This is a genomic window from Psychrobacter sp. T6-4 (genome assembly GCF_052258425.1).
Lineage (GTDB): Bacteria > Pseudomonadota > Gammaproteobacteria > Pseudomonadales > Moraxellaceae > Psychrobacter.
Genome location: NZ_JBQQEZ010000001.1, coordinates 54,689 through 75,143 on the forward strand (window position 1 = coordinate 54,689; position 20,455 = coordinate 75,143).

The 20,455-nt window shown below is 44.1% G+C and carries 20 protein-coding genes; 5 read left to right on the forward strand and 15 right to left on the reverse strand.

Annotation, left to right across the window (positions count from 1 at the left end):
* Nucleotides 1-133: 133 nt before the first annotated feature.
* Genes ACTXGE_RS00255 through ACTXGE_RS00270 form a run of 4 tightly spaced genes read left to right on the forward strand, consistent with a single transcriptional unit; the run spans nucleotide 134 to nucleotide 1,357 of the window.
* Complete coding sequence (locus ACTXGE_RS00255) at nucleotides 134-649, forward strand: hypothetical protein (RefSeq protein ID WP_443541291.1); 516 nt, start codon at nucleotides 134-136, stop codon at nucleotides 647-649.
* An 8-nt stretch (nucleotides 650-657) separates the two neighbouring features.
* Nucleotides 658-897 (forward strand): hypothetical protein, encoded by a 240-nt coding sequence (locus ACTXGE_RS00260; RefSeq protein WP_443541290.1) that lies wholly within the window; start codon nucleotides 658-660, stop codon nucleotides 895-897.
* Nucleotides 887-1,141: a hypothetical protein gene (locus ACTXGE_RS00265; protein ID WP_443541289.1), complete on the forward strand. Its 255-nt coding sequence runs from the start codon at nucleotides 887-889 to the stop codon at nucleotides 1,139-1,141. The genes ACTXGE_RS00260 and ACTXGE_RS00265 overlap by 11 nt, the downstream gene beginning before the upstream one ends.
* A gap of 9 nt (nucleotides 1,142-1,150) precedes the next feature.
* Nucleotides 1,151-1,357: a hypothetical protein gene (locus tag ACTXGE_RS00270; protein WP_443541288.1), complete on the forward strand. Its 207-nt coding sequence runs from the start codon at nucleotides 1,151-1,153 to the stop codon at nucleotides 1,355-1,357.
* Nucleotides 1,358-1,569: 212 nt separating this feature from the next.
* Here the strand turns inward: ACTXGE_RS00270 and dnaK are convergent, their stop codons facing one another.
* Together dnaK and grpE are read right to left on the reverse strand one after the other, a co-directional pair.
* On the reverse strand, nucleotides 1,570-3,510 hold the full coding sequence (gene dnaK / locus ACTXGE_RS00275; protein WP_443541287.1) for a molecular chaperone DnaK: 1,941 nt from the start codon (nucleotides 3,508-3,510) through the stop codon (nucleotides 1,570-1,572).
* Between the two features lie 285 nt (nucleotides 3,511-3,795).
* A complete protein-coding gene (gene grpE, locus ACTXGE_RS00280; RefSeq protein WP_435949916.1) occupies nucleotides 3,796-4,422 on the reverse strand; it encodes a nucleotide exchange factor GrpE in 627 nt (208 codons plus the stop codon).
* A gap of 480 nt (nucleotides 4,423-4,902) precedes the next feature.
* On the opposite strand from grpE, the gene ACTXGE_RS00285 reads away from it, so the two are divergent.
* Nucleotides 4,903-6,321 (forward strand): alpha/beta hydrolase, encoded by a 1,419-nt coding sequence (locus ACTXGE_RS00285; protein ID WP_443541286.1) that lies wholly within the window; start codon nucleotides 4,903-4,905, stop codon nucleotides 6,319-6,321.
* A 23-nt stretch (nucleotides 6,322-6,344) separates the two neighbouring features.
* Here ACTXGE_RS00285 and ACTXGE_RS00290 read toward each other — a convergent pair whose 3' ends face one another.
* The 13 genes from ACTXGE_RS00290 to fmt form a co-directional block, all read right to left on the reverse strand.
* Nucleotides 6,345-7,475 carry a metallophosphoesterase gene (locus ACTXGE_RS00290; protein WP_443541285.1) on the reverse strand — a complete coding sequence of 377 codons (1,131 nt, stop codon included), beginning with the start codon at nucleotides 7,473-7,475 and terminating at the stop codon, nucleotides 6,345-6,347.
* Nucleotides 7,476-7,571: 96 nt separating this feature from the next.
* Entirely contained in the window at nucleotides 7,572-8,651 is a 1,080-nt protein-coding gene (locus ACTXGE_RS00295; RefSeq protein ID WP_443541332.1) for a metallophosphoesterase, read from the reverse strand.
* A 94-nt stretch (nucleotides 8,652-8,745) separates the two neighbouring features.
* Nucleotides 8,746-9,204: a thiol-disulfide oxidoreductase DCC family protein gene (locus ACTXGE_RS00300; RefSeq protein WP_443541284.1), complete on the reverse strand. Its 459-nt coding sequence runs from the start codon at nucleotides 9,202-9,204 to the stop codon at nucleotides 8,746-8,748.
* 63 nt (nucleotides 9,205-9,267) lie between these two features.
* Nucleotides 9,268-10,113: a fatty acid desaturase family protein gene (locus ACTXGE_RS00305; RefSeq protein ID WP_443541283.1), complete on the reverse strand. Its 846-nt coding sequence runs from the start codon at nucleotides 10,111-10,113 to the stop codon at nucleotides 9,268-9,270.
* A 219-nt stretch (nucleotides 10,114-10,332) separates the two neighbouring features.
* Nucleotides 10,333-11,298: a TIGR01777 family oxidoreductase gene (locus ACTXGE_RS00310; protein ID WP_443541282.1), complete on the reverse strand. Its 966-nt coding sequence runs from the start codon at nucleotides 11,296-11,298 to the stop codon at nucleotides 10,333-10,335.
* 28 nt (nucleotides 11,299-11,326) lie between these two features.
* Nucleotides 11,327-11,824, reverse strand: a complete 498-nt coding sequence (locus tag ACTXGE_RS00315) for a hypothetical protein (RefSeq protein ID WP_435949922.1) — start codon at nucleotides 11,822-11,824, stop codon at nucleotides 11,327-11,329.
* 172 nt (nucleotides 11,825-11,996) lie between these two features.
* A complete protein-coding gene (locus ACTXGE_RS00320; protein ID WP_443541281.1) occupies nucleotides 11,997-12,515 on the reverse strand; it encodes a GbsR/MarR family transcriptional regulator in 519 nt (172 codons plus the stop codon).
* 271 nt (nucleotides 12,516-12,786) lie between these two features.
* Nucleotides 12,787-13,416, reverse strand: coding sequence for an L-threonylcarbamoyladenylate synthase (locus ACTXGE_RS00325; protein WP_443541280.1), 630 nt, complete (start codon nucleotides 13,414-13,416; stop codon nucleotides 12,787-12,789).
* A gap of 73 nt (nucleotides 13,417-13,489) precedes the next feature.
* Nucleotides 13,490-14,713, reverse strand: a complete 1,224-nt coding sequence (dprA, locus tag ACTXGE_RS00330) for a DNA-processing protein DprA (RefSeq protein ID WP_443541279.1) — start codon at nucleotides 14,711-14,713, stop codon at nucleotides 13,490-13,492.
* 62 nt (nucleotides 14,714-14,775) lie between these two features.
* Nucleotides 14,776-15,873 (reverse strand): LysM peptidoglycan-binding domain-containing protein, encoded by a 1,098-nt coding sequence (locus ACTXGE_RS00335; RefSeq protein WP_443541278.1) that lies wholly within the window; start codon nucleotides 15,871-15,873, stop codon nucleotides 14,776-14,778.
* 243 nt (nucleotides 15,874-16,116) lie between these two features.
* Nucleotides 16,117-17,535, reverse strand: a complete 1,419-nt coding sequence (gene thrC, locus ACTXGE_RS00340) for a threonine synthase (protein ID WP_443541277.1) — start codon at nucleotides 17,533-17,535, stop codon at nucleotides 16,117-16,119.
* 168 nt (nucleotides 17,536-17,703) lie between these two features.
* Nucleotides 17,704-19,188, reverse strand: coding sequence for a transcription antitermination factor NusB (locus ACTXGE_RS00345; RefSeq protein WP_443541331.1), 1,485 nt, complete (start codon nucleotides 19,186-19,188; stop codon nucleotides 17,704-17,706).
* A gap of 142 nt (nucleotides 19,189-19,330) precedes the next feature.
* Complete coding sequence (fmt, locus tag ACTXGE_RS00350; RefSeq protein ID WP_443541276.1) at nucleotides 19,331-20,383, reverse strand: methionyl-tRNA formyltransferase; 1,053 nt, start codon at nucleotides 20,381-20,383, stop codon at nucleotides 19,331-19,333.
* Between the last annotated feature and the right edge of the window lie 72 nt (nucleotides 20,384-20,455).

Sequence of the window (20,455 nt, forward strand, 5' to 3'; positions counted from 1 at the left end):
TTGTCTGACATTTAGTTTTGTCAGTTTTGTCAGTGCAATATCTAAGGTAATTGTATTATTTATACTGATTAATTAGATACGCTCAGAGTTGAGAATAATTAAGGTTAATATTATTCACGATGATATAATAAAGATGAATTTACCTAATTATTTAGATAATATGCCAGCACTTGCCACTACTCACAGTCTAAACGACTACTTAAAACTACCAATCTCACGTTATCGTGAGCAGCTTAAACAGGGTAACGCTAAATATATCGAAGTCAGCTACACCCACCGCAGCAAGCCCTATCAATACTCTATTCAGCTATCAAAATCAGCTTGTCACTATGGCGGCTATCGTTACTGGTGGCTATGCCCTAAATGCTCGCAGCGTGTCAGTGTTTTATATTGCGCTGGCGTGTATGTATGCCGTCATTGCATTGGTGCTAATTATGGCAGTCAGCTACAACAGCCGATAGATAGAGTGTTTAGCCGTATAGCAGCCATTAGAGCGCGTTTAGGGTGGCAGCAAGGCGTTATTCATGGGATAGGTGCTAAGCCTCGCTACATGCACTCAAAGACGTTTGATAAGTTGGTGACAGAGCATGACCAGCTTAGCGCTCAAGTTTGGCAGCAAACACTAGATAAACTAAATTGCACTCATTGAGGGATTAAATGCGATTACCTGATCTTAACGACTTAATGCAAGATTTACAGCTCGCTAAGCAAATGGCGATAGATGACCACAACCCAAACGCGCTAGTAGTGGCGACCATTGCACAAGCAAAGTTACTAGGACTCGATAAACCCATCAAAGACTTAGCGTCAAACGATAAGCCAGTCGTTTTTAATATTACAGGATTATCACCAGAAGCAGCACTCGCTATTAGCAATGAGTTAGAAGATGAGTATTGAGATGATGAGTAGATTATCGCTAGACGACTTATTAGAGCAGCTAGAACAAGCGCGTCAAATGGCAATAGAGGAACGCAAGCCCACCGCTATGATACAAGCGACGGTTACCACAGCAAAGCTATTAGGTTTTGATAAGCCAGTGATTAAAGACATCAATGCCGATGAGGTGCAGACCATTAGTGATCTTATGAATGACTTGTCAGCTGAGCAAGCATCGATAACCTACAAAGATATTATGAGGTAAAGAATGAATGTGAGTATTAATGATTTAGTGATCGAACTTGATGACGCTAGGTTAATGGCTAAGGCTAACAATCAAGCGTCTGCTATGGTCACCGCTACAATGAGTAAGGCGAAGTTACTAGGGCTAGATAAGGGCGTTACTGATGATACCAACGTGCAGCCTGTAAAGATCGTTATTCGGACGGTGGACGCTCGCAAGCCTGACAGGGTGTGTTAGTTTTTGGACACGTTAGAACCTGACAAGACCTGACATTCAAATTAGATAAAAATGGCTACCAATAGTTAAAATTATAAACAGATGGCTACCAAAGTGGCTACCATTTCAAATATATATAACAATAAATACAATATTATCAGTATCTTACGCAATAAAAAAACGCACTCCGAAGAATGCGTTTTTAATTAAGATTAAGCTAATAGTTTAAAAGCTTACTTTTTATCTTCATCAACTTCAGTGAATTCAGCATCAACGACATCATCATCCGCTTGCGTGCTATCTGCAGATTCTGTCTCTTGACCAAATTGACCTGGATCCATACCCTCGCTGCCTGCGCCGCTATCAGCATAGATCTTTTGGCTTACTGGTAAAAAGGCATTGTCTAATGCTTCAAGCTTAGCTTTGATATCATCATGATCGTCTTCTTTAGTTGCCGCTTCAAGATCAGAGATAGCCGTTTCTACTGATGATTTTTCTTCTTCAGTGACTTTATCTTCAGCATCTTTTAGAGCTTTTTGTACGGCATGAATACGACCGTCGGCTTCATTACGCACTTGCGCAAGGTTAGCAAATTTCTCATCTTCTTCAGCATTTGCCTCAGCGTCACGTACCATTTGCTCGACTTCTTCATCCGACAAGCCAGAATCTGCTTTAATCTGGATGCTTTGCGCTTTACCCGTACCTTTATCAGTCGCTGAGATGTTCATGATACCGTCAGCGTTGATATCGAAAGTCACTTCGATTTGCGGTAGGCCGCGCGGTGCTGGTGGGATATCCGTCAAATCAAAACGCCCAAGCATTTTGTTTTGATTAGCGATTTTACGCTCACCTTGATAGACCTGAATCGTAACTGCTGGCTGGTTGTCTTCAGCGGTTGAGAAAACTTGTGATTTCTTAGTCGGAATCATCGTGTTTTTCTCAATAACTGGCGTCATAACACCGCCCATCGTCTCAATACCTAGCGTCAATGGCGTCACATCTAATAACAATACGTCGGTTTTGTCACCAGAGAGTACCGCACCTTGAATCGCCGCACCAGCAGCAACTGCTTCATCAGGGTTGACATCTTTACGTGGCTCTTGACCAAAGAACTCTTCAACTTGCTTTTGTACTAGTGGCATACGAGTCTGACCACCGACCAAGATAACGTCGTCGATATCAGATAATTTGATGCCAGCGTCTTCTAGAGCAATCTTACAAGGACCCATCGTACGCTTGACTAGATCTTCAGTCAGGCCTTCTAGCTTTGAGCGGCTAATGGTAATAACCAAATGCTTAGGACCATTGCTGTCTGCTGTGATATAAGGCAAGTTGACTTCAGTGCTTTGGGCGCTTGATAGCTCAATCTTCGCTTTTTCAGCAGCTTCTTTTAGACGCTGCATGGCAAGAGAATCACCCTTTAGGTTAACATCCTGCTGCTTTTTGAACTCATCAACCAGATAATCAATAAGCGCTGAATCAAAATCTTCACCACCCAAGAATGTATCACCGTTGGTCGCTAGGACTTCAAACTGCTGCTCACCATCGACATCAGCGATTTCGATGATTGAGACGTCAAAAGTACCACCACCTAAGTCATATACAGCAACGGTGCTATCGCCTTGCTTTTTATCCATACCATAGGCAAGGGCTGCGGCAGTTGGCTCGTTGATAATACGCTTAACATCAAGACCTGCAATTTTACCCGCATCTTTGGTCGCTTGACGCTGTGAGTCATTGAAGTAGGCAGGAACGGTGATGACCGCTTCAGTAACATTTTCGCCCAAATAGTCTTCAGCAGTCTTCTTCATCTTTTTCAAGATCTCAGCTGATACTTGCGGCGGCGCTAATTTTTTGCCATTGATTTCGACCCAAGCATCACCGTTATCCGCTTTTGCGATCTTATACGGGACCATGCCGATATCTTTTTGCACGACTTTGTCATCAAAACGACGACCAATCAGACGCTTAATAGCAAACAGCGTGTTCTTTGGATTGGTGACCGCTTGACGCTTAGCTGATTGACCAACGAGTGTTTCGTCGTCTTTGTAAGCGACGATTGAAGGCGTGGTGCGCGTACCTTCAGCGTTCTCGATAATCTTGACGCTATCGCCTTCCATTACCGCGACGCATGAGTTGGTGGTTCCTAAATCAATACCGATTACTTTACCCATAATTGAGTGCTCCTAATTTTTTGATTTAATAGTTGTGTTGAGGTGCCAGTTTCATTGAGACGCTTTGAGTGACTAACTTAATTTATAGTTATTAACTCCAAACATATAAACTCAAACAAAACTGACATATCAGACCGTAGTTGGTCACTTGTTGCTTTATATCGGTTTAGGTGCGCATTTTTTCAAGTCAATGCTTGGCTAAACCCTAGTTTTTGTGTGAAGTTTTGTGAATACCCTTAGTATAAACAAGGGTTTCATCATTTATTGCTTAATTTACTGCTTAAATTATTGACCGACGCGCACCATAGCAGGACGCAATAGACGACCATTTAGGCTATAGCCTTTTTGTAGTACTGTACCGACTGTATCCGCCTCGGCATCGCTATCGATACCGACTGCTTCATGCATATCAGCATTGAACTTCTCACCCATAGGGTCGACGACTTCAACGCCGTTTTTGTTTAGTACCGCAAGCAAAGCTTTGTGCGTCAGTTGTACGCCTTCTGCCACAGGATCATCAGCGTTAGCGCTTTCAATAGCACGCTCTAAGTTATCGACAATTTCTAGTAGCTCGCGGGCAAATTTTTGCAGAGCGAACTTTTTGCTTTTATCCGCTTCTTGCTCCATGCGTTTTTGCGCATTATAAGCTTCGGCATTAGCGCGCGCTGTACCCTCTTTGGCCTGCTTGACTTCGCCTTCTAACTCTTTAATACGTGCCTCAAAAACGCCTAAATCAATCTCGCTCTCAATCGTTTGATGCTCGCCTGAATTATTGGCAGGATCGAACTCATCCATAGTCTCAGAGAGAACGCTCTCATTGAGATCTAGATTATTGTGTGCCGTTTGCTCATCAATATTATTAGTATTTTGATTTGAGTGACTGGTGTTTTGATTTGAATTGTTCTCGCTCATGATAGCTCCTTTATTTTAATCAAAGATGTAAACTTGCTTTTATACCTAGTTTAATGGCCTCTATTAACCGTTTATATGAATGCGGCCTAATAGCTGATTGATAAAGGCTATAGGCGCTGATTTCAAGCCTATTAATGAGGATAATTTTATTAATAGTAAGGTATGTTCTAAAGCTGTCGCTATACCTAAATAGGTATCAGCACAGGCGTAGCTATTTGGCAAAGTGTAAACCACATATCTGGACGAATGATGCTGTTGTCAATACTTGTGTAAAAAACGATTTACAAAAGGTACAAGAAGGTCATGTTATTCCAAATTTTTTACTGTCTGTATATAAACCATTACTAAACAAAACCCACCTCATCTCACAGCTACTTTATTATCACCTGAAATAATTATTATTAATATCCTATACATATAACAGCTTAGCGTAAACGTTGGCCTTTGAGCCAACAACGTACTAAGAAAGAGAGTAGACCCATGAGAAATGTTACATCAAATTCATCGATAACATCGCTCAACACTTGGCTGAGCAAGACAGCAGCGACGTTCAATAAAGACGATAGCCAGTCTGATCTTGCTCCTATAGAAAAAATTGCAAGCTATCATGATAGCGAGAGTGCAGTTGATGATCGCTACCGCTTTATCGGTGAAAAACTTGCCAGCTACCTACCTACGAGCGACTATCAGCAGCACGCTTTGCATTACGTATTAAAAGGTATTGGCTACTTACCAGATCCACTGCTTGAGAATTTAGTCGGTCGCCTCAAAGGTCCGACGTCTAAGCAATATCTGCATGCTGATGCGCACATGCGCCTTATTATCGCGGTCAACAGTAAGCTTAAAACGCCGCTACACGTTGATAAAATGCAAGAGCTGCGTCAAAGATTCGCCGCTGACTCAGTTGCTATGCAAGCGCCAAAAATATGGCAGCAAGAGGATGTGATCAAGAGCAATATCAAACGCTTTATCAAAAAAGACGATATAGCTGTCAACTGGCAGGATAAGACTATTGCTAATGCTGATGATGGCGATATGACAGTACGCTGCTATCAGGCGACAGCGGGAAATAAAACGCAAGCTAAGATTAATCCTGACGAAACTGTAATGCTGTTCTTTCATGGCGGCGGATTCTGTATCGGTGATGTCGATACCCATCACGAGTTCTGTCATGCAGTATGTGAGCAGACAGGCTGGCCAGTTGTCAGCGTCGATTATCGTCTATCTCCTGAGTATTCAGCGCCTGTAGCGCTTAGAGACTGCATTACTGCTTATGCGTGGCTTGCGGACAACTGTCAAAGCCTTGGCGCTTCTGCTAAGCGTATCGTATTAGCAGGGGATAGTGCAGGCGGCGGTCTATCGACGTTAGTGGCGCAGCAAGTTATTACGCCAGTACAAAGCGCATGGGCAGATTTGGGTGCTGAAGGTCAAAAAACGTTTGAGCTATTAAAGGATCTGCCTGCGCCGCTTGCACAAATGCCTCTATATCCTGTGACTGATGTTGAGACTGACTATCCAAGCTGGGAGCTGTACGGGGAAGGCTTGCTATTAGATCATGCTGACGTAGCAGTGTTTGATGCGGCATGCCTTGCCAATAGTCCGCTATCACGTGATCATGTCCTTATCTCACCGATGATTGGCGATAACAGCCGAGTATGCCCAACCTATGTGGTCGCCTCCGAGCTTGATGTGTTGCGTGATGAGGCTTTTGCTTATGCCAAGCAATTAGAGAGTTTTGGTATTGCTACGCAGACCTACACGGTACTTGGCGCGCCGCATGGTTTTATTCACTTGATGAGTGTACATCAAGGTATAGCCAAAGAGACGCATGATATTATTAAAGGTTTTGCTCAGTTTGTGAGTGAGGTTATTAGCACACAAGCTAAACTTGCGGCCTAAAAATAAAATAAGTTTTATTTTTATCATTTATTGCCCGTTAAAGTAATCAACCAAATCTCAGCACGCGAGCCCAATCGAAACGGAATCCCCCAAAAGCCATAACCTGAGGACACTACAAAGTGACCTTGGTTTATGGCTTCATAGCCGTAGCCTATTCTGTTTATAGCCTTTACAATAAAATTTGCAGGAAACACTTGCCCGTTATGGGTATGTCCTGAGACTTGCAGATCTATAGGTAGCCGGCTGTGCTCCATAATATCGCTTGGTCTGTGATCTAGCAGGATAATAGGCTCTGCCATATCAGTTTGTGCTAACAGATCTGTGGTTACCACACGCTGACTCTTGTGATTATCAAAACGTCCCACTAGCCATAGCGGATCGCCCTTGTGCTCAATTCGTAGCACTTCATCGTTTAATAACTGTACGCCAGCCTCTCGTAGCGCCTCGCTGATCGGCTGCTCATGACCATATAAGTCATGATTGCCAAGCGTAGCATAAACACCATATGGCACAGCAGCGCAAAGCTTGGTTAAATTCGCTGCCATATTATAGTCATTAAACGCTTGCGTATTGTCATCCATGATATCGCCAGGCATCAGTAATATATCTGCTCGACTACTAGTAAGGAGCTGATGCAATTTATCAATCGCTCTATTGCCAAATAAGCGTCCGATATGTAAATCACTTGCTAGCGCTAAGCGTAGTGGATGAGATAAGTGCTTATCTATTTTGATACTTAGCTTGCGCACCACAGGCACATAAGCGCTATAGAGCGCGTAGAAAAATAATCCTATCAATGTAAATAATGCCAGCACTCGCAAGCCAACCTCTAATCTAATGGATTGCATTGACGCTACGCTAGTAAACGAGGCCAAAAGCCAGTATCCACCGTAAAAAATACTGATAACCAGCGCAGTCAGCATAATAAAATGCATGATTAGCATCCACATACTCACCCAGCGATAGCTATTGGCAAATGCTCTTTTAATGCTTAGTACCAGCAAAATATTGGTAATCGCAAACACAATAACCCATACTGCGACTTTTGATGTGGAGGTGCTCCAAGGCGCCAGCCACCACTGTAAGCTGAGCGCCGCACCCGTACTAAAGAGCTGTAATAGCATAAATACAGTAATAAAAAACGTGTAGCGCATGCGGTGTCCTAGAGCTGGTTTGAGTACAGATATGAGAACGGGTCCAACCAAAATCAATAAAAAAGCCTCTTCATAGTAGAGGCTGATAAGTCATTATTAAGATGTTGATTGTAAATGTATCATCCAAATCTCAGAGCGGGTGCCGAGTCTAAAGGGCACAGGGCCAAATCCGTAGCCTGAGGTGACCAAAAACTGCGTACCTCCTAGCTTTTTTGCGCCATAATTAAGCGGCTCGAACCAACTCTTTAGTATCGTTAACGGGAATATCTGCCCGCCATGCGTATGACCGGACAAGTGCAAATCTACTGGCAAGCCGCTGATCTCATCCATCGTTGAGGGGCGATGCTCCAAAAATACGACAGGCTTTTGGGTATCCACTTGCTTGAGTAGCGTATCCGCCGATAACCTCGTCAAATCAACATCGTCTGAGCGTCCAACCAGCCATACCGCATCATCTAACAACACACTCTCGCTATCGAGCGCGGTGATACCAGCCGCTTCCACAGCTTGAGTAATCTCTTCATCACAGCCTCGGTAATCATGATTGCCAAGCGTTGCATAAACGCCAAGCGGCGCTTTTAGCTGCGATAATTGCTCATGCATATTGGTATTGTCATAAGCGATAGTCGTATCATTCATGATGTCGCCTGCGATAACAACCACGTCAGGGTTTTGCTCATCAACCAAATCGACCATTTTCTTTATCTGCCGATTCCCAAACCATCTACCCAAATGGGTATCAGAGATTAGCGCGATATCCATAGGTTTATCCAACGGTTTGTCTGTCGTAACCGTCAATCTATGCACCACTGGTGAATACGCATTGAATACGGCTAAGCTAGCAATACTGACAAAAGTGACGATAGCAAATAAACGTATAAACTTCGCATTTGGATTTTGTCTATACCCTTTGGATAAGATAAACCAAACCACAGCCGTTATGGCTACAGCATAGAGCATAAAGCCTTGCAAGATAGCGACCACTAGATAGACGTGAAAACGCTCATACCAAAATTCAGTAAAGCCGTAAACGAGTATGACATTATTAAATATAAAAATCGCTAGAACCAGCACCACTTTACTAATCGCCCTTTTAGGCCTAATTAACCATAAAAGAATCATGCTGGTCATAATAGCAAGCAGCTGGGTGAAAGTGATAAAGAACCACATAGCCATATCTAACAAAGTGAATATAAATCCATCTTACGGTACTAAACCCTAAAGCGAAATAGCGCTAGTCAGTTTTCGCGAACACTTCATAAAAAATCCTTTAACGCTTATCAGGGGCGATTTTACAAATGCCATTAGCGCAGGCTTGCGTCACTGCTTTACCATAAATCAATTTGGTTACCCAGTTTGGAATACGGTAGCGATTACGCGCAACCGTAGGATAGATAAAGTCGCCCAGCTGTTTGATAATAGGTAGATATAATACCGATGCCCACTTCACGCCGCCCATTTTATAGAGCAGTCTGATAGCATCCATATGCGTATACCAGTGACCTTGATCGGTCTTGACACACAGATAAGTCATAGCATCATTGCGGCTAAATCCAGCCGCTTGTAACTCGTCTATGCCTGTATCTACTGACGTTAATTCAATTCCTTCTGGATTACGAATTTGCATACTGTGCGCTTCTGTACTACAGAGCACGCAACTGTCGTCGTAGTACATAGTGATAGCGGTAACCTTTGATTTTGAGCGGTTGTCTTTATTTAAAATAATCATCTGCGGGCTCCTTCATTTATTATGTTGAACTTATTATGTTGAACATGACTTTTACAGTATTTCTTATAGTGCGGTATCGCTCTGCATGTCTTTATGACTTCTCGTCTTTTGCGAATAGCTAGGTGCTAACATAGGTATCACAGGTTGCTGCGTCCACTCAGGCGCCTGCGCATCCAAACGCTTAGCGAGCTCTGGCAAATGGTTGGTCGGTACCGCTGGAAATAGATGATGCTCGATGTGATAGAGCAGATTAAAAGTCAGCAGATTGATTAGCGGATGGCGCTCGCTACGGGCATAAACTCGCTCATCACAGCCATGATGGACGCTCCATACTGCAAAGAAGCCGACCATAGTATTGGCAAGTATCATAACGAGCACGTGATAGACCAAGACAGGATGCATAGTAATTAGCGCTGTAACAATAACCGCTGATATCAGCAGCATGTCAATGGCGACAAGCAAGCGATTATGGCGACTGCCATGGGTCAGACCGAACCACTGAATCGCTATTGAAAATAGTCCGCCGCCGAGTATCGCTTGATACCAAGGCAGACGTGCCCAATTGCCCTCGACATCGCTCTCCCCTAATGGGTCACGATGATGATTGAGGTGAGTATGGCGAATCGCATGCGTACTACAGAGCATAGTGATACTGAGCGCAAATAGCATGAGCTCGGTCGCCATCTTGCCGATGCCTAAAGTGCGGTGATAGCAATCATGCGCCTGACGTAGTGCAGCGGTAAAAAAGAAAAACGTTGCCACTAATGCCAATAACCAAAACCCTTGCCACGCGCTCCACCATGATAACAAAAGAAAAGGAAGTGATAGCAATACATTGTAGATAGCGTCAACAGGACGCAGTTGACGTAAGTCTTGCCACTTTATTTGACTGAGCGAAGGATGCCGCATGAGGTTCTCCTTGATTAGTATCTATATAAATATTGAATCACTTCATTTACTTTATTTCTGTCAAAACTGAAATAAATAGTTAAATAATTAGACGGCTCGTAAACTGTGTCCAAACCGCCTAACTATATTTAACCGTTACTACGTTGCTTAAAAGTTGAAAAAACAAACTTGAGAAGTTTCACATGAAACAAAGTTGATTTTCATGTTCATAAAGGTGCCCTACTTCTGCTCTTCTAAGGCCTGTTTGAGCGTCGGTTGTTTAAACTTATAGCCGGCGTCCTGTAGTGCTTGTGGCAATACTTTTTGACCATCGATAAGTAAGGTCGACATCTCACCAAACATCAGCTTGAGCAAAAATTCTGGTAGAGTAAAGATCGTTGGGCGATGTAGCCAGGCGCCAAAGGTTTTGGTAAAGGTATGATTGCTCACAGGATTGGATGCGGTTAAGTTGTAGACGACAGCAGGTGTATCAGTAGTTGTCTTAATCGCATTGTTCTGCGTCACTTGGCTACTAGCGGCATTATTTAGATGCTGCTCAATAATAAATATCGTAGCCCCTACCCAGTCCTCACGACTGATCCAGCTCATGATTTGCTGGCCATCACCCAGTTGTCCACCAACACCCATTTTAAATGGCAGCATCAGTTTATCCAGCATACCGCCGTCAGGATGCATCACTACGCCCGTACGTACAATGGCGACAGGTACACCATAGGCAGTCGCTTTGAGCGCGAGTTGCTCCCACGTGTCACAAAGTTTATGAGCAAAATCTGTCTTGTAGTCGCTGCTCTCAGTTAATGGCTTGTCGCCTTGGGTGCCATACCAGCCAATCGCTGAGCCACTCACCATCAGTTTAGGCTTGGTGCTACTACGAGCAACGTATTCCAGTAATGATTCGGTTGGTTTCACGCGGCTGGCGAGCAATTGCTCTTTGCGCTCATCGCTCCAGCGCGAGTCGGCGATACCTGCTCCTGCTAAATTCAATATCACATCGAAGCTATCATCGCTCTTAGCAAGCTCATCATAGCTCATCATACTGACGCGGCTTGGATGCGCTTGCGTACTATCACGAGTGAGCCAAGTAACATGCACCTCTTTATCGTCGCCTTGATAACGGCTGATGATCTCTTGACTAAAAGCGCTACCCAAAAACCCTGAACCACCGCTGATTAAAATCTTCATCATATCTTCCTTATTCGTTATGATTTGTGCGTTATCTATGTTTGCTATAAGCACTATCTTTATCAATATCCTGTGCTTTTCTAGCGCTATTGTCAAAACAGCTTTTGGTGAGTTTAGGTAAGGTTAAGTAGCCCGCTACTATAGAACTCGTACCGCCAAACACCCCACCAATGAGCATAAATCCGAGTAAAACGCCAACTTCTAATAAAGATCCGATACCTAGGTATAGCACGATAAAAGCCACGTAGAATGCTGATACTAAAAACCCTGTCAAAAAAGTAATCTCTGTAGCATTTTTTGCGCTTTGCTTAAGCCTGATAAAGGCTAATATACAAGCGGTTATAAATGCGGGTAAACACCCAAATAGTCCAACGAATATTAAAGGTTGAAACCCTATCTGCGCAAAGCTCGCCTCTCTAAAAACAACCAAAACAATAAGCTCTGCTATGAGTCCACTGATGACACTACCAAATCCTGAAAATAATAGGACAACCTGTAAATAAGGATAAGCGCTATTGTCTATATTCATTATATTTACCCTAAAAAGTGAGTCGTTCATTTAGTATAAATATAGCGTTGGTAGTGACAATGAATTAACTAAGAATTCACTATGGATAATATATAGAACTTTATTTTATTAGTTTCTGTCAAAACAGAAAACAGTACTCAAATTTTTTATTTTAAATAACACAGTTTCACTATTAGCGTAAAACCTTTTTAATACTAGCGCCTAGTTTTAGTACCTTTTTTAGTATATTGGTCGGTAGTTTGAGCATCTCAGATGACCAAGTTGTGAGCGTGCTGACGAACTCTTGCGTATCACGGATACGAGCTTTTACTTCGCTATTCTCATGTTCAAACTCAGGACTATTCATCAGCTCTTGCAAGAATTGAACGGTCGGGTCCAGCTCACGCTTTTGCCGCTGGGCGACAATGATACGCGCCAGCTCCCAGACATCAGTATTGGTCGTAAAGTAATCGCGGCGATCGCCTAATATCGACACCTTTTGCACCAATCCCCAGTTCTGTAGCTCTTTGATGCTGTTAGAGACGTTTGAGCGTGCCACGCCTAGTGTTCCAGTGATTTCTTCGGCATTTAACGGCTTGCCAATGACATAAAGCAAAGCATGAATCTGTGACATCGTACGGTTAACGCCCCATTTAGAGCCCATTTCGCCCCAATGTAAGATAAATTTTTCGGTGACAGGGTTTAGTTTCATAATAAATAAATACTCTTAACTTTTATGAGTTCTTTGAATCTATACTGCGCTATTCTTTTATTTCTGTCAACACTGAAATTAAAGAATACACTTTTTTATTTAACGGTCTCTGTTTCACGCTATATAGCCAGTCCAATATAAAAAAGATACAGCAGGGCTGGAATGAATTTTTTGCAGCCTCTGTCTGCGTAGGCACAGCACGCCAGAAAAATTTATACTAGTCCCGCGTTTTTGAATAACGTATCCATTTTATTTAGTGTTAACTATACTATTAACGAACGACTAAACCTGTAACGGCATCTCGTATCTGGCTTGGCTGCGTATAGCCGAGAGTATCAGCTTGTAGATAACTGATTTGGGTATTAAAATAATTATACGCTTCAAAGAAATTTTTGGCAGGCGGCTGACCTGAAGGGTTGCAGCTCGTAGAGACGATAAACCCATAAGGATTATCAATAGATACCAGCTGCCGGCAAAGCTCGCGGATAAGCGGATGGGCAATGACTCTAACCGCAATGCTCTGATGCTGACCCGTTATCCAAAGAGGGATAGTGCCGACAAGCGTTTGAGGAATAGGTAAAAGCCAAGTATGAGCTTGCTGATGTTGAACCTCTAAATTCTCATTGTCTACCTGCCAGCTATCCATAATCTGTTGGTGTCTATCTTTGTCTAAAGTCTCCAATAAAGGAGTCAAACGCTCGCTACTATCGGTGATAACAATCATACCTTTGGCTTGCGGGCGCTGTTTAATATCTAAAATATGCCCAACTGCTGCTTTATCATAAGCATCACAGCCAATACCCCAAACGCTTTCAGTCGGATAAGCGAGCAGCCGTCCTTGTTTGAGCCATGTGGCAGCTTGAACGACGGATTCAGTAATAAGCGGGCTAGATAAGGACATAAGATAGGCGCTATAGATAAGGCTGCGAAAATATATACAGATTAACAGGGCAAACAGAGGCTAAAAACTATCATCAAACACGCAAATAACGTCCGCCCTGCTCACTAATGAGTCCCAAAAGCTCAAGCTCCATCAGTTGACCGATCAGCGGCGGCGCCGTGAGAGTAGTACTGATAAGCAAGGCATCTAAATCCTGACCATGCCAGTCAAGCTGCTCGTAAACAGGCGCTAAATGCTCAGGCACGACTATGTCAGCTTTGGTATTCATAGCCGTACTTGAGCGTTGCTTAGCGTTTTTATTAGAGTCAGCGCTATTATCTTTCGCGCTGTTAACTTTCGACGGCTGAGATTGGTTTATACGTGTACGTTGTAGCGGCGTATAAACTTGAGCGCTGACATCATCTAGCACCTGCTGCGGATGGTATATCAGTGTTGCGCCCTCACGTATTAGATGATGGCAGCCCTCAGCGTTGCTGTTGTCGATGTGGCTGGGTACGGCAAAGACTTGTTTGCCCTGCTCTGAGGTCAGACGTGCGGTAATTAAGGAGCCACTTTTGATCGTCGCTTCAGTCACTATCGTGGCTAGGCTTAAACCTGCGACCAAACGATTGCGCCGCGGAAAGGTATGTTTGTGCGGGCCAGTATGCGGCAATAGCTCACTGATAAGGCAGCCGCCTTGTTCGATAATTTTGCTAAAGAGCTTGTCGTGGTGATTGGGGTAGCTGATATTGATACCCGTACCCATAACTCCTATCGTACGGCCTTGATACTGCGTATCTGTCTGCGACAGTGCGCCTAGATGCGCGCACTTATCGACGCCCATTGCCAGACCACTGGTGACGATATAGCCTGCTTGCACAAGATACTGCGCGATATCAAAGGTGATTTTTTGCGCATGGGTGCTAGGCTTGCGGCTACCGACGATAGCAATCTGGGGTTGCTGCAATAAAGAGATGTCACCGCGAAAGAACAGCAGTGGCGGCGGGTCGAATATTTGTGATAGTGACACAGGGTATTCAGGCTGATCGGCGAACAGGAGACCATAGCGTCCCTCTACCAAGGCTTGCTCAATCTTATCGATATCAGTCTGTGTTTGCTCTAAATTTTCATGACGCTTAAGATGAGTATGATGGATACCCATCTCTTGCCAAACGCTTGCTTTGGCTTGCCATGCCAGCTGCGCGCTACCCAAATGAGTGACCAGCTTATGATAAGCTGATAGTGACGCATTGACCTCATACCACAGCGCCAATATAGCGCGTTGATCTGTAGATAAAAAAGGTCGCGACGTGGTCATGAGTCATTGCTCTGTTTAGATTCTTAAATCTGTAAGACGCTTGGGCGCGCCTATTAATACCGTTATAGATAAGGCGGCGGTAGTAGCTTATCGCCCACATTGAGCGGTAAGTCTGAGCTTAAAATATAAGCGTAGCTGATATCGCTAAAGGTATTGAACACCATAAGCATACCACTTGGCTCATTTGGCAGACGCACTGGCATATCATTATCGATAGTATCGCGTACCAAAGCGCCTTGTTTGTAAATAGTCAAAACATCGCCAGGCTTAGCGCCTTGAGTACGACCTAGATTGATAGCGACTACGCTACCCTTAGCCGCTGAGCTAATAGAATCCATAACACGTACGATCATACCACCGCGATTGACTGTCGCAGGCTCAGGGTAGAACACAGGCGGTATCGAGTTGTTAAGCTCAACGAACACCCGATCGCCTTCACGTACTTCTTTATCATAAGAATCTGTCAATTCTAAGCTGCTCACGCCATTACTAGCCACACTTGTGACCATACCAGTTGCCACTTGCGTGACCTCTAATCCGATAACCCTCTGACTCTTAGGATCAACATACTGTTGCCCTTCACGATACACACCGTAGCGTTGACCGACAATTAAAGGCACACCTTTGGCATAAACTTTATCACCGCTTGCCGTGACCAAGTTGCCTTTTTTGGACGCTAAAATATAAGGGGTAGTATTAAAGTCTGCTGGATTGACGATAAGGGTTTTATCAAGCCAGTGCCCAATTGCAGAGCGCGGAATAGCAGGTATACTATTCACAGTTGAGGTCACCGCAACCGCAGTGGCTACAACATCACCAGTCAGTTGCCTCTCAACGCCAGCGCAGCCCTCGCCTGTATCGACTCCAATGAGCGTTTTGCCTTGAATGACGCACAAGATGAGAATGTCATCAGGATAGATCAGGTTAGGATTTTTGATTTGCTTATTGGTTGCCCAAATCTCCCGCCAGCGCCACGGGCTATCTAGGTATCGCCCCGATATATCCCATAAGGTATCGCCTTTTTTGACAATATAGCGGTTAGGCGCATCAGCTTTGATGGTTGGTGGTGGATTGTTAGCATAAGCGGTTGTCATGAGTATAGCGCTACTAAAAGCTGTGACCATAAAAGCCTTGGTTAGGGCAGTAATGCTTATTTTCATTGTTATATCCACAAAATATGAGAGTTATCGTAGGCGATATAAACTAAGGTTCTTATCTTTAAATAAGATAAAACAAGTATGACCAACCGCTCAACTTACAGTAGTAAGAACCATAGCATAATTTCTGACACATTTTTACAAAAAATAATACTATTTACAGCCATAGATTTGAGTAAAGACAACTTATAAAGTTTCATGTGAAACAAAATAAGCTTGTCTCACATTTTAGATCGATTTTACCTATTACAGATTAGCAGTTACATGCTGACGAATCTGGTCAGCAACTAGTTCGGCGTTATTAGCTAATACGGTAACGTACTGAGGTAAATCCTCTAAGCCTTCAGTGTGTGCTGGACGAGCAATGTCTATTGGACCAATGGACTCTACGATAGTATCGGCAAATTTAACAGGCAAAGCGGTCTCAGCACAAATGATAACCTCGCCCTCTTGCTGCAACTCTTTAGCCACTTTGATACCGTCAGCAGTATGCGGATCGACCAATTCACCTGACTCTTTATACAGCTTGCGGATCGTTTGCAGACGATCCTCATGGGTTGATTTGCCCGCTGCAAAGCCATAATGCGTATTGACGGTATTCATCACCCCAGATAGATCAAACCCTTGACCTGATTTGACGCCTTCAAATAGCTCATGGACGCGGGCGCTATCTTTATCTAACAATAGGTACACAAAACGCTCAAAGTTAGAGGCTTTGGAGATATCCATTGATGGGCTTGAGGTGATATAAGTCTGCTCTGTAGGACGCGGCTGATAAATCCCTTTATTAAAAAAGTCATTTAACACATCGTTCTCATTGGTTGCGACAATTAAGCGTCCAATAGGCAAACCCATCTCGCGAGCAATGTGACCGGCGCAGATATTACCAAAATTCCCTGATGGCACGCTAAAGCTCACTTGCTCATCGTTACTATCAGTGACCGCAAAGTAGGCTTTGAAATAATAAACGATTTGCGCCAATATACGGCCCCAATTGATAGAGTTGACCGTGCCTAGATTATAGGCCGCTTTAAAGGTGGCATCTTGCTGTAGCGCTTTGACAATATCTTGGCAATCATCAAACATACCGTCAATAGCGATATTATGGATGTTGTCATCGGTTAGGCTATACATTTGCGCGCGCTGAAACTCACTCATTCTGCCATGGGGAGAGAGCATAAAGACTTCGATATTCTCTTTACCGCGTAGCGCATATTCAGCAGCACTGCCCGTATCACCACTGGTCGCACCGATAATCGTGATGCGAGCGTCTTTTTGTTTGAGTACATATTCAAAAGCATTACCCAAAAACTGCATCGCCACATCTTTAAACGCTAGCGTCGGACCGTTTGATAAACCTAAAATGTATAGGTTGTCCTCAAGCTTACGTACAGGAACAATCTCAGAATCACCGAACACTTCAGCCTTGTAAGTACGCTCGATAATGTCTTTTAAATCTGCCTTTGGAATATCAGTCGCAAAACGCTGCATAATGGCAAATGCCAATTCTGGGTAACTCAGCCCTCGCCACTCGCTCAACATCGCAGCATCGATCGCTGGATAATGCTCAGGTAGCATCAAGCCGCCATCAGGAGCAAGGCCCAATAAAAGCACATCGCTAAAATCCATCGGCTCAGTCTGACCACGGGTACTGATATATTTCATTGTTTGTCCTATAAATAATTGCTTCGTTCAAATATAAATTTCAAATAGGTATATGCGGTTGTAGGCTGGTGCTTTAGCCCAGCATGGCAACCTTACAAAATATAGAAGCTGGTCTAAAGCATCAGCCTACCCTGAACCTTAATCGTTTAAAGTAGGTCTCAAATATATCTACTGATCTGTCTTTTGCAACAACGCATAATAAAAGCCATCGCCGCCGTCGCTATCAATCGGCAAACACTGACGACCAATCTCTTGATGGATTCCCCAGTTACAAGCATCGGTGAATTCAATCGCCACTGCATCATTGTGATGAGTAATAAAGTCCTGCATTTGCTCGACGTTTTCTTGCTTTAAAATAGAGCACGTCACATAAAGCAAATAACCACCAACCTTAAGCTGTGGCCATAAATTGTGCAAGATATCCGCTTGTAAAATGGCCGTCTGCGCCATATCTTCTTCATGACGCAAGATGCTGATGTCAGGATGACGACGGATAACGCCTGTTGCCGTACAAGGGGAATCAAGCAAAATAGCATCGAATACGGCGAGATTTTCATCTTGAGCGTACTGCCAGCGAGTGGCATCTGTACAAACGATATTGAGATCGATAGGTTCATTTTGAGCTTGGCCCAGTTGTAAGCGCTCTAGGTTATCGTGAATACGAGTGATACGCATTGCTTCATTATCGATAGCGGTTAGTTTGACTTGCGTTTTAATGTCGTTATCTTGTTTCACATGAAACAAAGACTGCTCACTACCCGTGTTTAGTAATTCTAGCCAGTGGGCCAGCTTACCGCCAGGAGCGGCGCATGCATCTAGCAGATGAATATCTGTAGTTGGCGTATCCTCTTCACGCGCACCTGTTATCTTTTGGACAAGCGCTTGATTGATAAGCAAGGCAGCGAGCTGAGCATGCATGTCTTGCACACTAGCTGCGCCTTCGCTAAATTGCGGCAAATAACTTACCGCAGTACTTTGCTGTAAGCGTAGAGCTTGCGATGTTATTTCAGTAACGCTACCTTCAGCCTGATTAGCTAGCTGATTATTCAAAGCCAAACCACTACGCAGCTCAACGACATCATTGCTGATATCGGCATCTATAAGCATTTGATGATAGTCCTCGACCGAATGCATACGACTGTTCACGCGCAAAAACATCGGTGCAGGCAGGCGCAGCCCTTGAGTAAGATCGTTATAGTACTCGCTCCAGTCTTGCTTGAGCTGATAGGCCAGCCAATTAGGCAAGCTATGGTTTTTATCGCATTTTTTGCGAAATTTATTAGTATTTTTGGCGATTTTACGCAAGATTGCATTGACCAAACCTGAGGCATGCGCGAACTCTATCTCTTTGACCGCTTCAACCGTTTCGTGAATCGCAGCATGGTCGGCGACTTCTAGATACAGCAATTGCACCATACCGACCTGAATCGTCGTGCGTACCTCTATCTCATCAATAGAATTATCCGCAAGACTATCGAGCAGTCGCGCGAGCGCGTACCACTGGCGTAGAGTGGTCAAAAGCAGCGCATGAGCGAAACCCTTGTCTCCATCGTGCAGGCTATTGAGCAGTGGATCGAGTACGCTTGAGAGGGATTGACCGTTTTGAATCGCAAGTAGCGTACGTATGACACGCACGCGCACGCTGCCGCTCATTTTTAGGTTACTCGATGGCTTAGCTTTTTTGCTATTGTGATTAGACGCGGTTTGGTGTCTCATTAAGTTTTGTTTCCTTGACGTCTGATTAATAGCGTCTTATTTAGATAGAGTTTGGCGTATTTTAGGATTAATCTTAGAACTAAGTAGGGTCGCGAGTAAATTGGTCGTCATCATTTAATTGACTACCCTGACAGACTTGCTCGGCTTTTACTGGCTTACTGCCTGCAAATTGCAACTGAGTCACTCTTAACGTACTCCCTTGCGTATCACTAGCATTTTCTTTGCCGCAAGCAATTAAAATAGCTTTGCGCCCGACGCTGATAACAGTGCCCGCTGGCTTGTCGGTTCGCAGCGTTTCATCGACAGGTAAACTGGCTAAAATCTTGACACGTTGAGCTTGTAGAAAGGTATAAGCACCAGGCCAAGGGGTCAGGCCACGTATCTGACGCTCAATAGCCGTAGCAGACTGCGTCCAATCGATCTCGCCCTCAGACTTGACTAACTTCTTGGCATAATTAGCTTGACTATCATCTTGCTTGCTTGCGTTTGCCTGATAGTTTTGTAGATCTTGCATAACGGTAATGATCGCCTGAGCGCCCAAGTCTGCTAACTTATCATGCAAGCTTGACGCACTATCGTGTGATTCAATAGTGCAGCTGACTTTATAGAGCATATCGCCCGTATCTAGCCCTTTATCCATTTGCATAATGGTAATGCCAGTCTCTTTATCACCCGCCAGTAGCGCGCGGTGAATCGGCGCCGCCCCGCGAAAGCGCGGCAGCAATGACGCATGAATATTAAGACACCCTAAAGTTGGCGTAGTCAACACCCCTACTGGCAAGATCAGCCCGTAAGCGGCGACAATCATGACATCAGGCTGATAAGAGCGCAGCGTCTGTCTGGCTACCATGCCCTCAGTACTAGACTTTTTGAAAGTAGCGGGCTGCTCGACTACAATATCATGTGCTAGAGCGACTTGCTTGACCGCAGACATGGTGATTTTTTGACCTCGCCCCGCTTTGCGATCAGGTTGGGTGTAGACCGCAACGATTTCTATAGCCAGCGACTCTTGCTGAGCAATCAAGGCTTCAAGACTAGTCGCTGCAAACTCAGGCGTTCCAGCAAAGATGACTCGTAATGGACGCACGACAGATAAGGTATTTTGTTTTTCTGATACGGCAGATAAGCTCATAGTAAGGCTTGATTAAAAATAGACTTAGCCATTATAAGTGAGTTTTCTATATAGCGCTATGCCTGTCCTAGG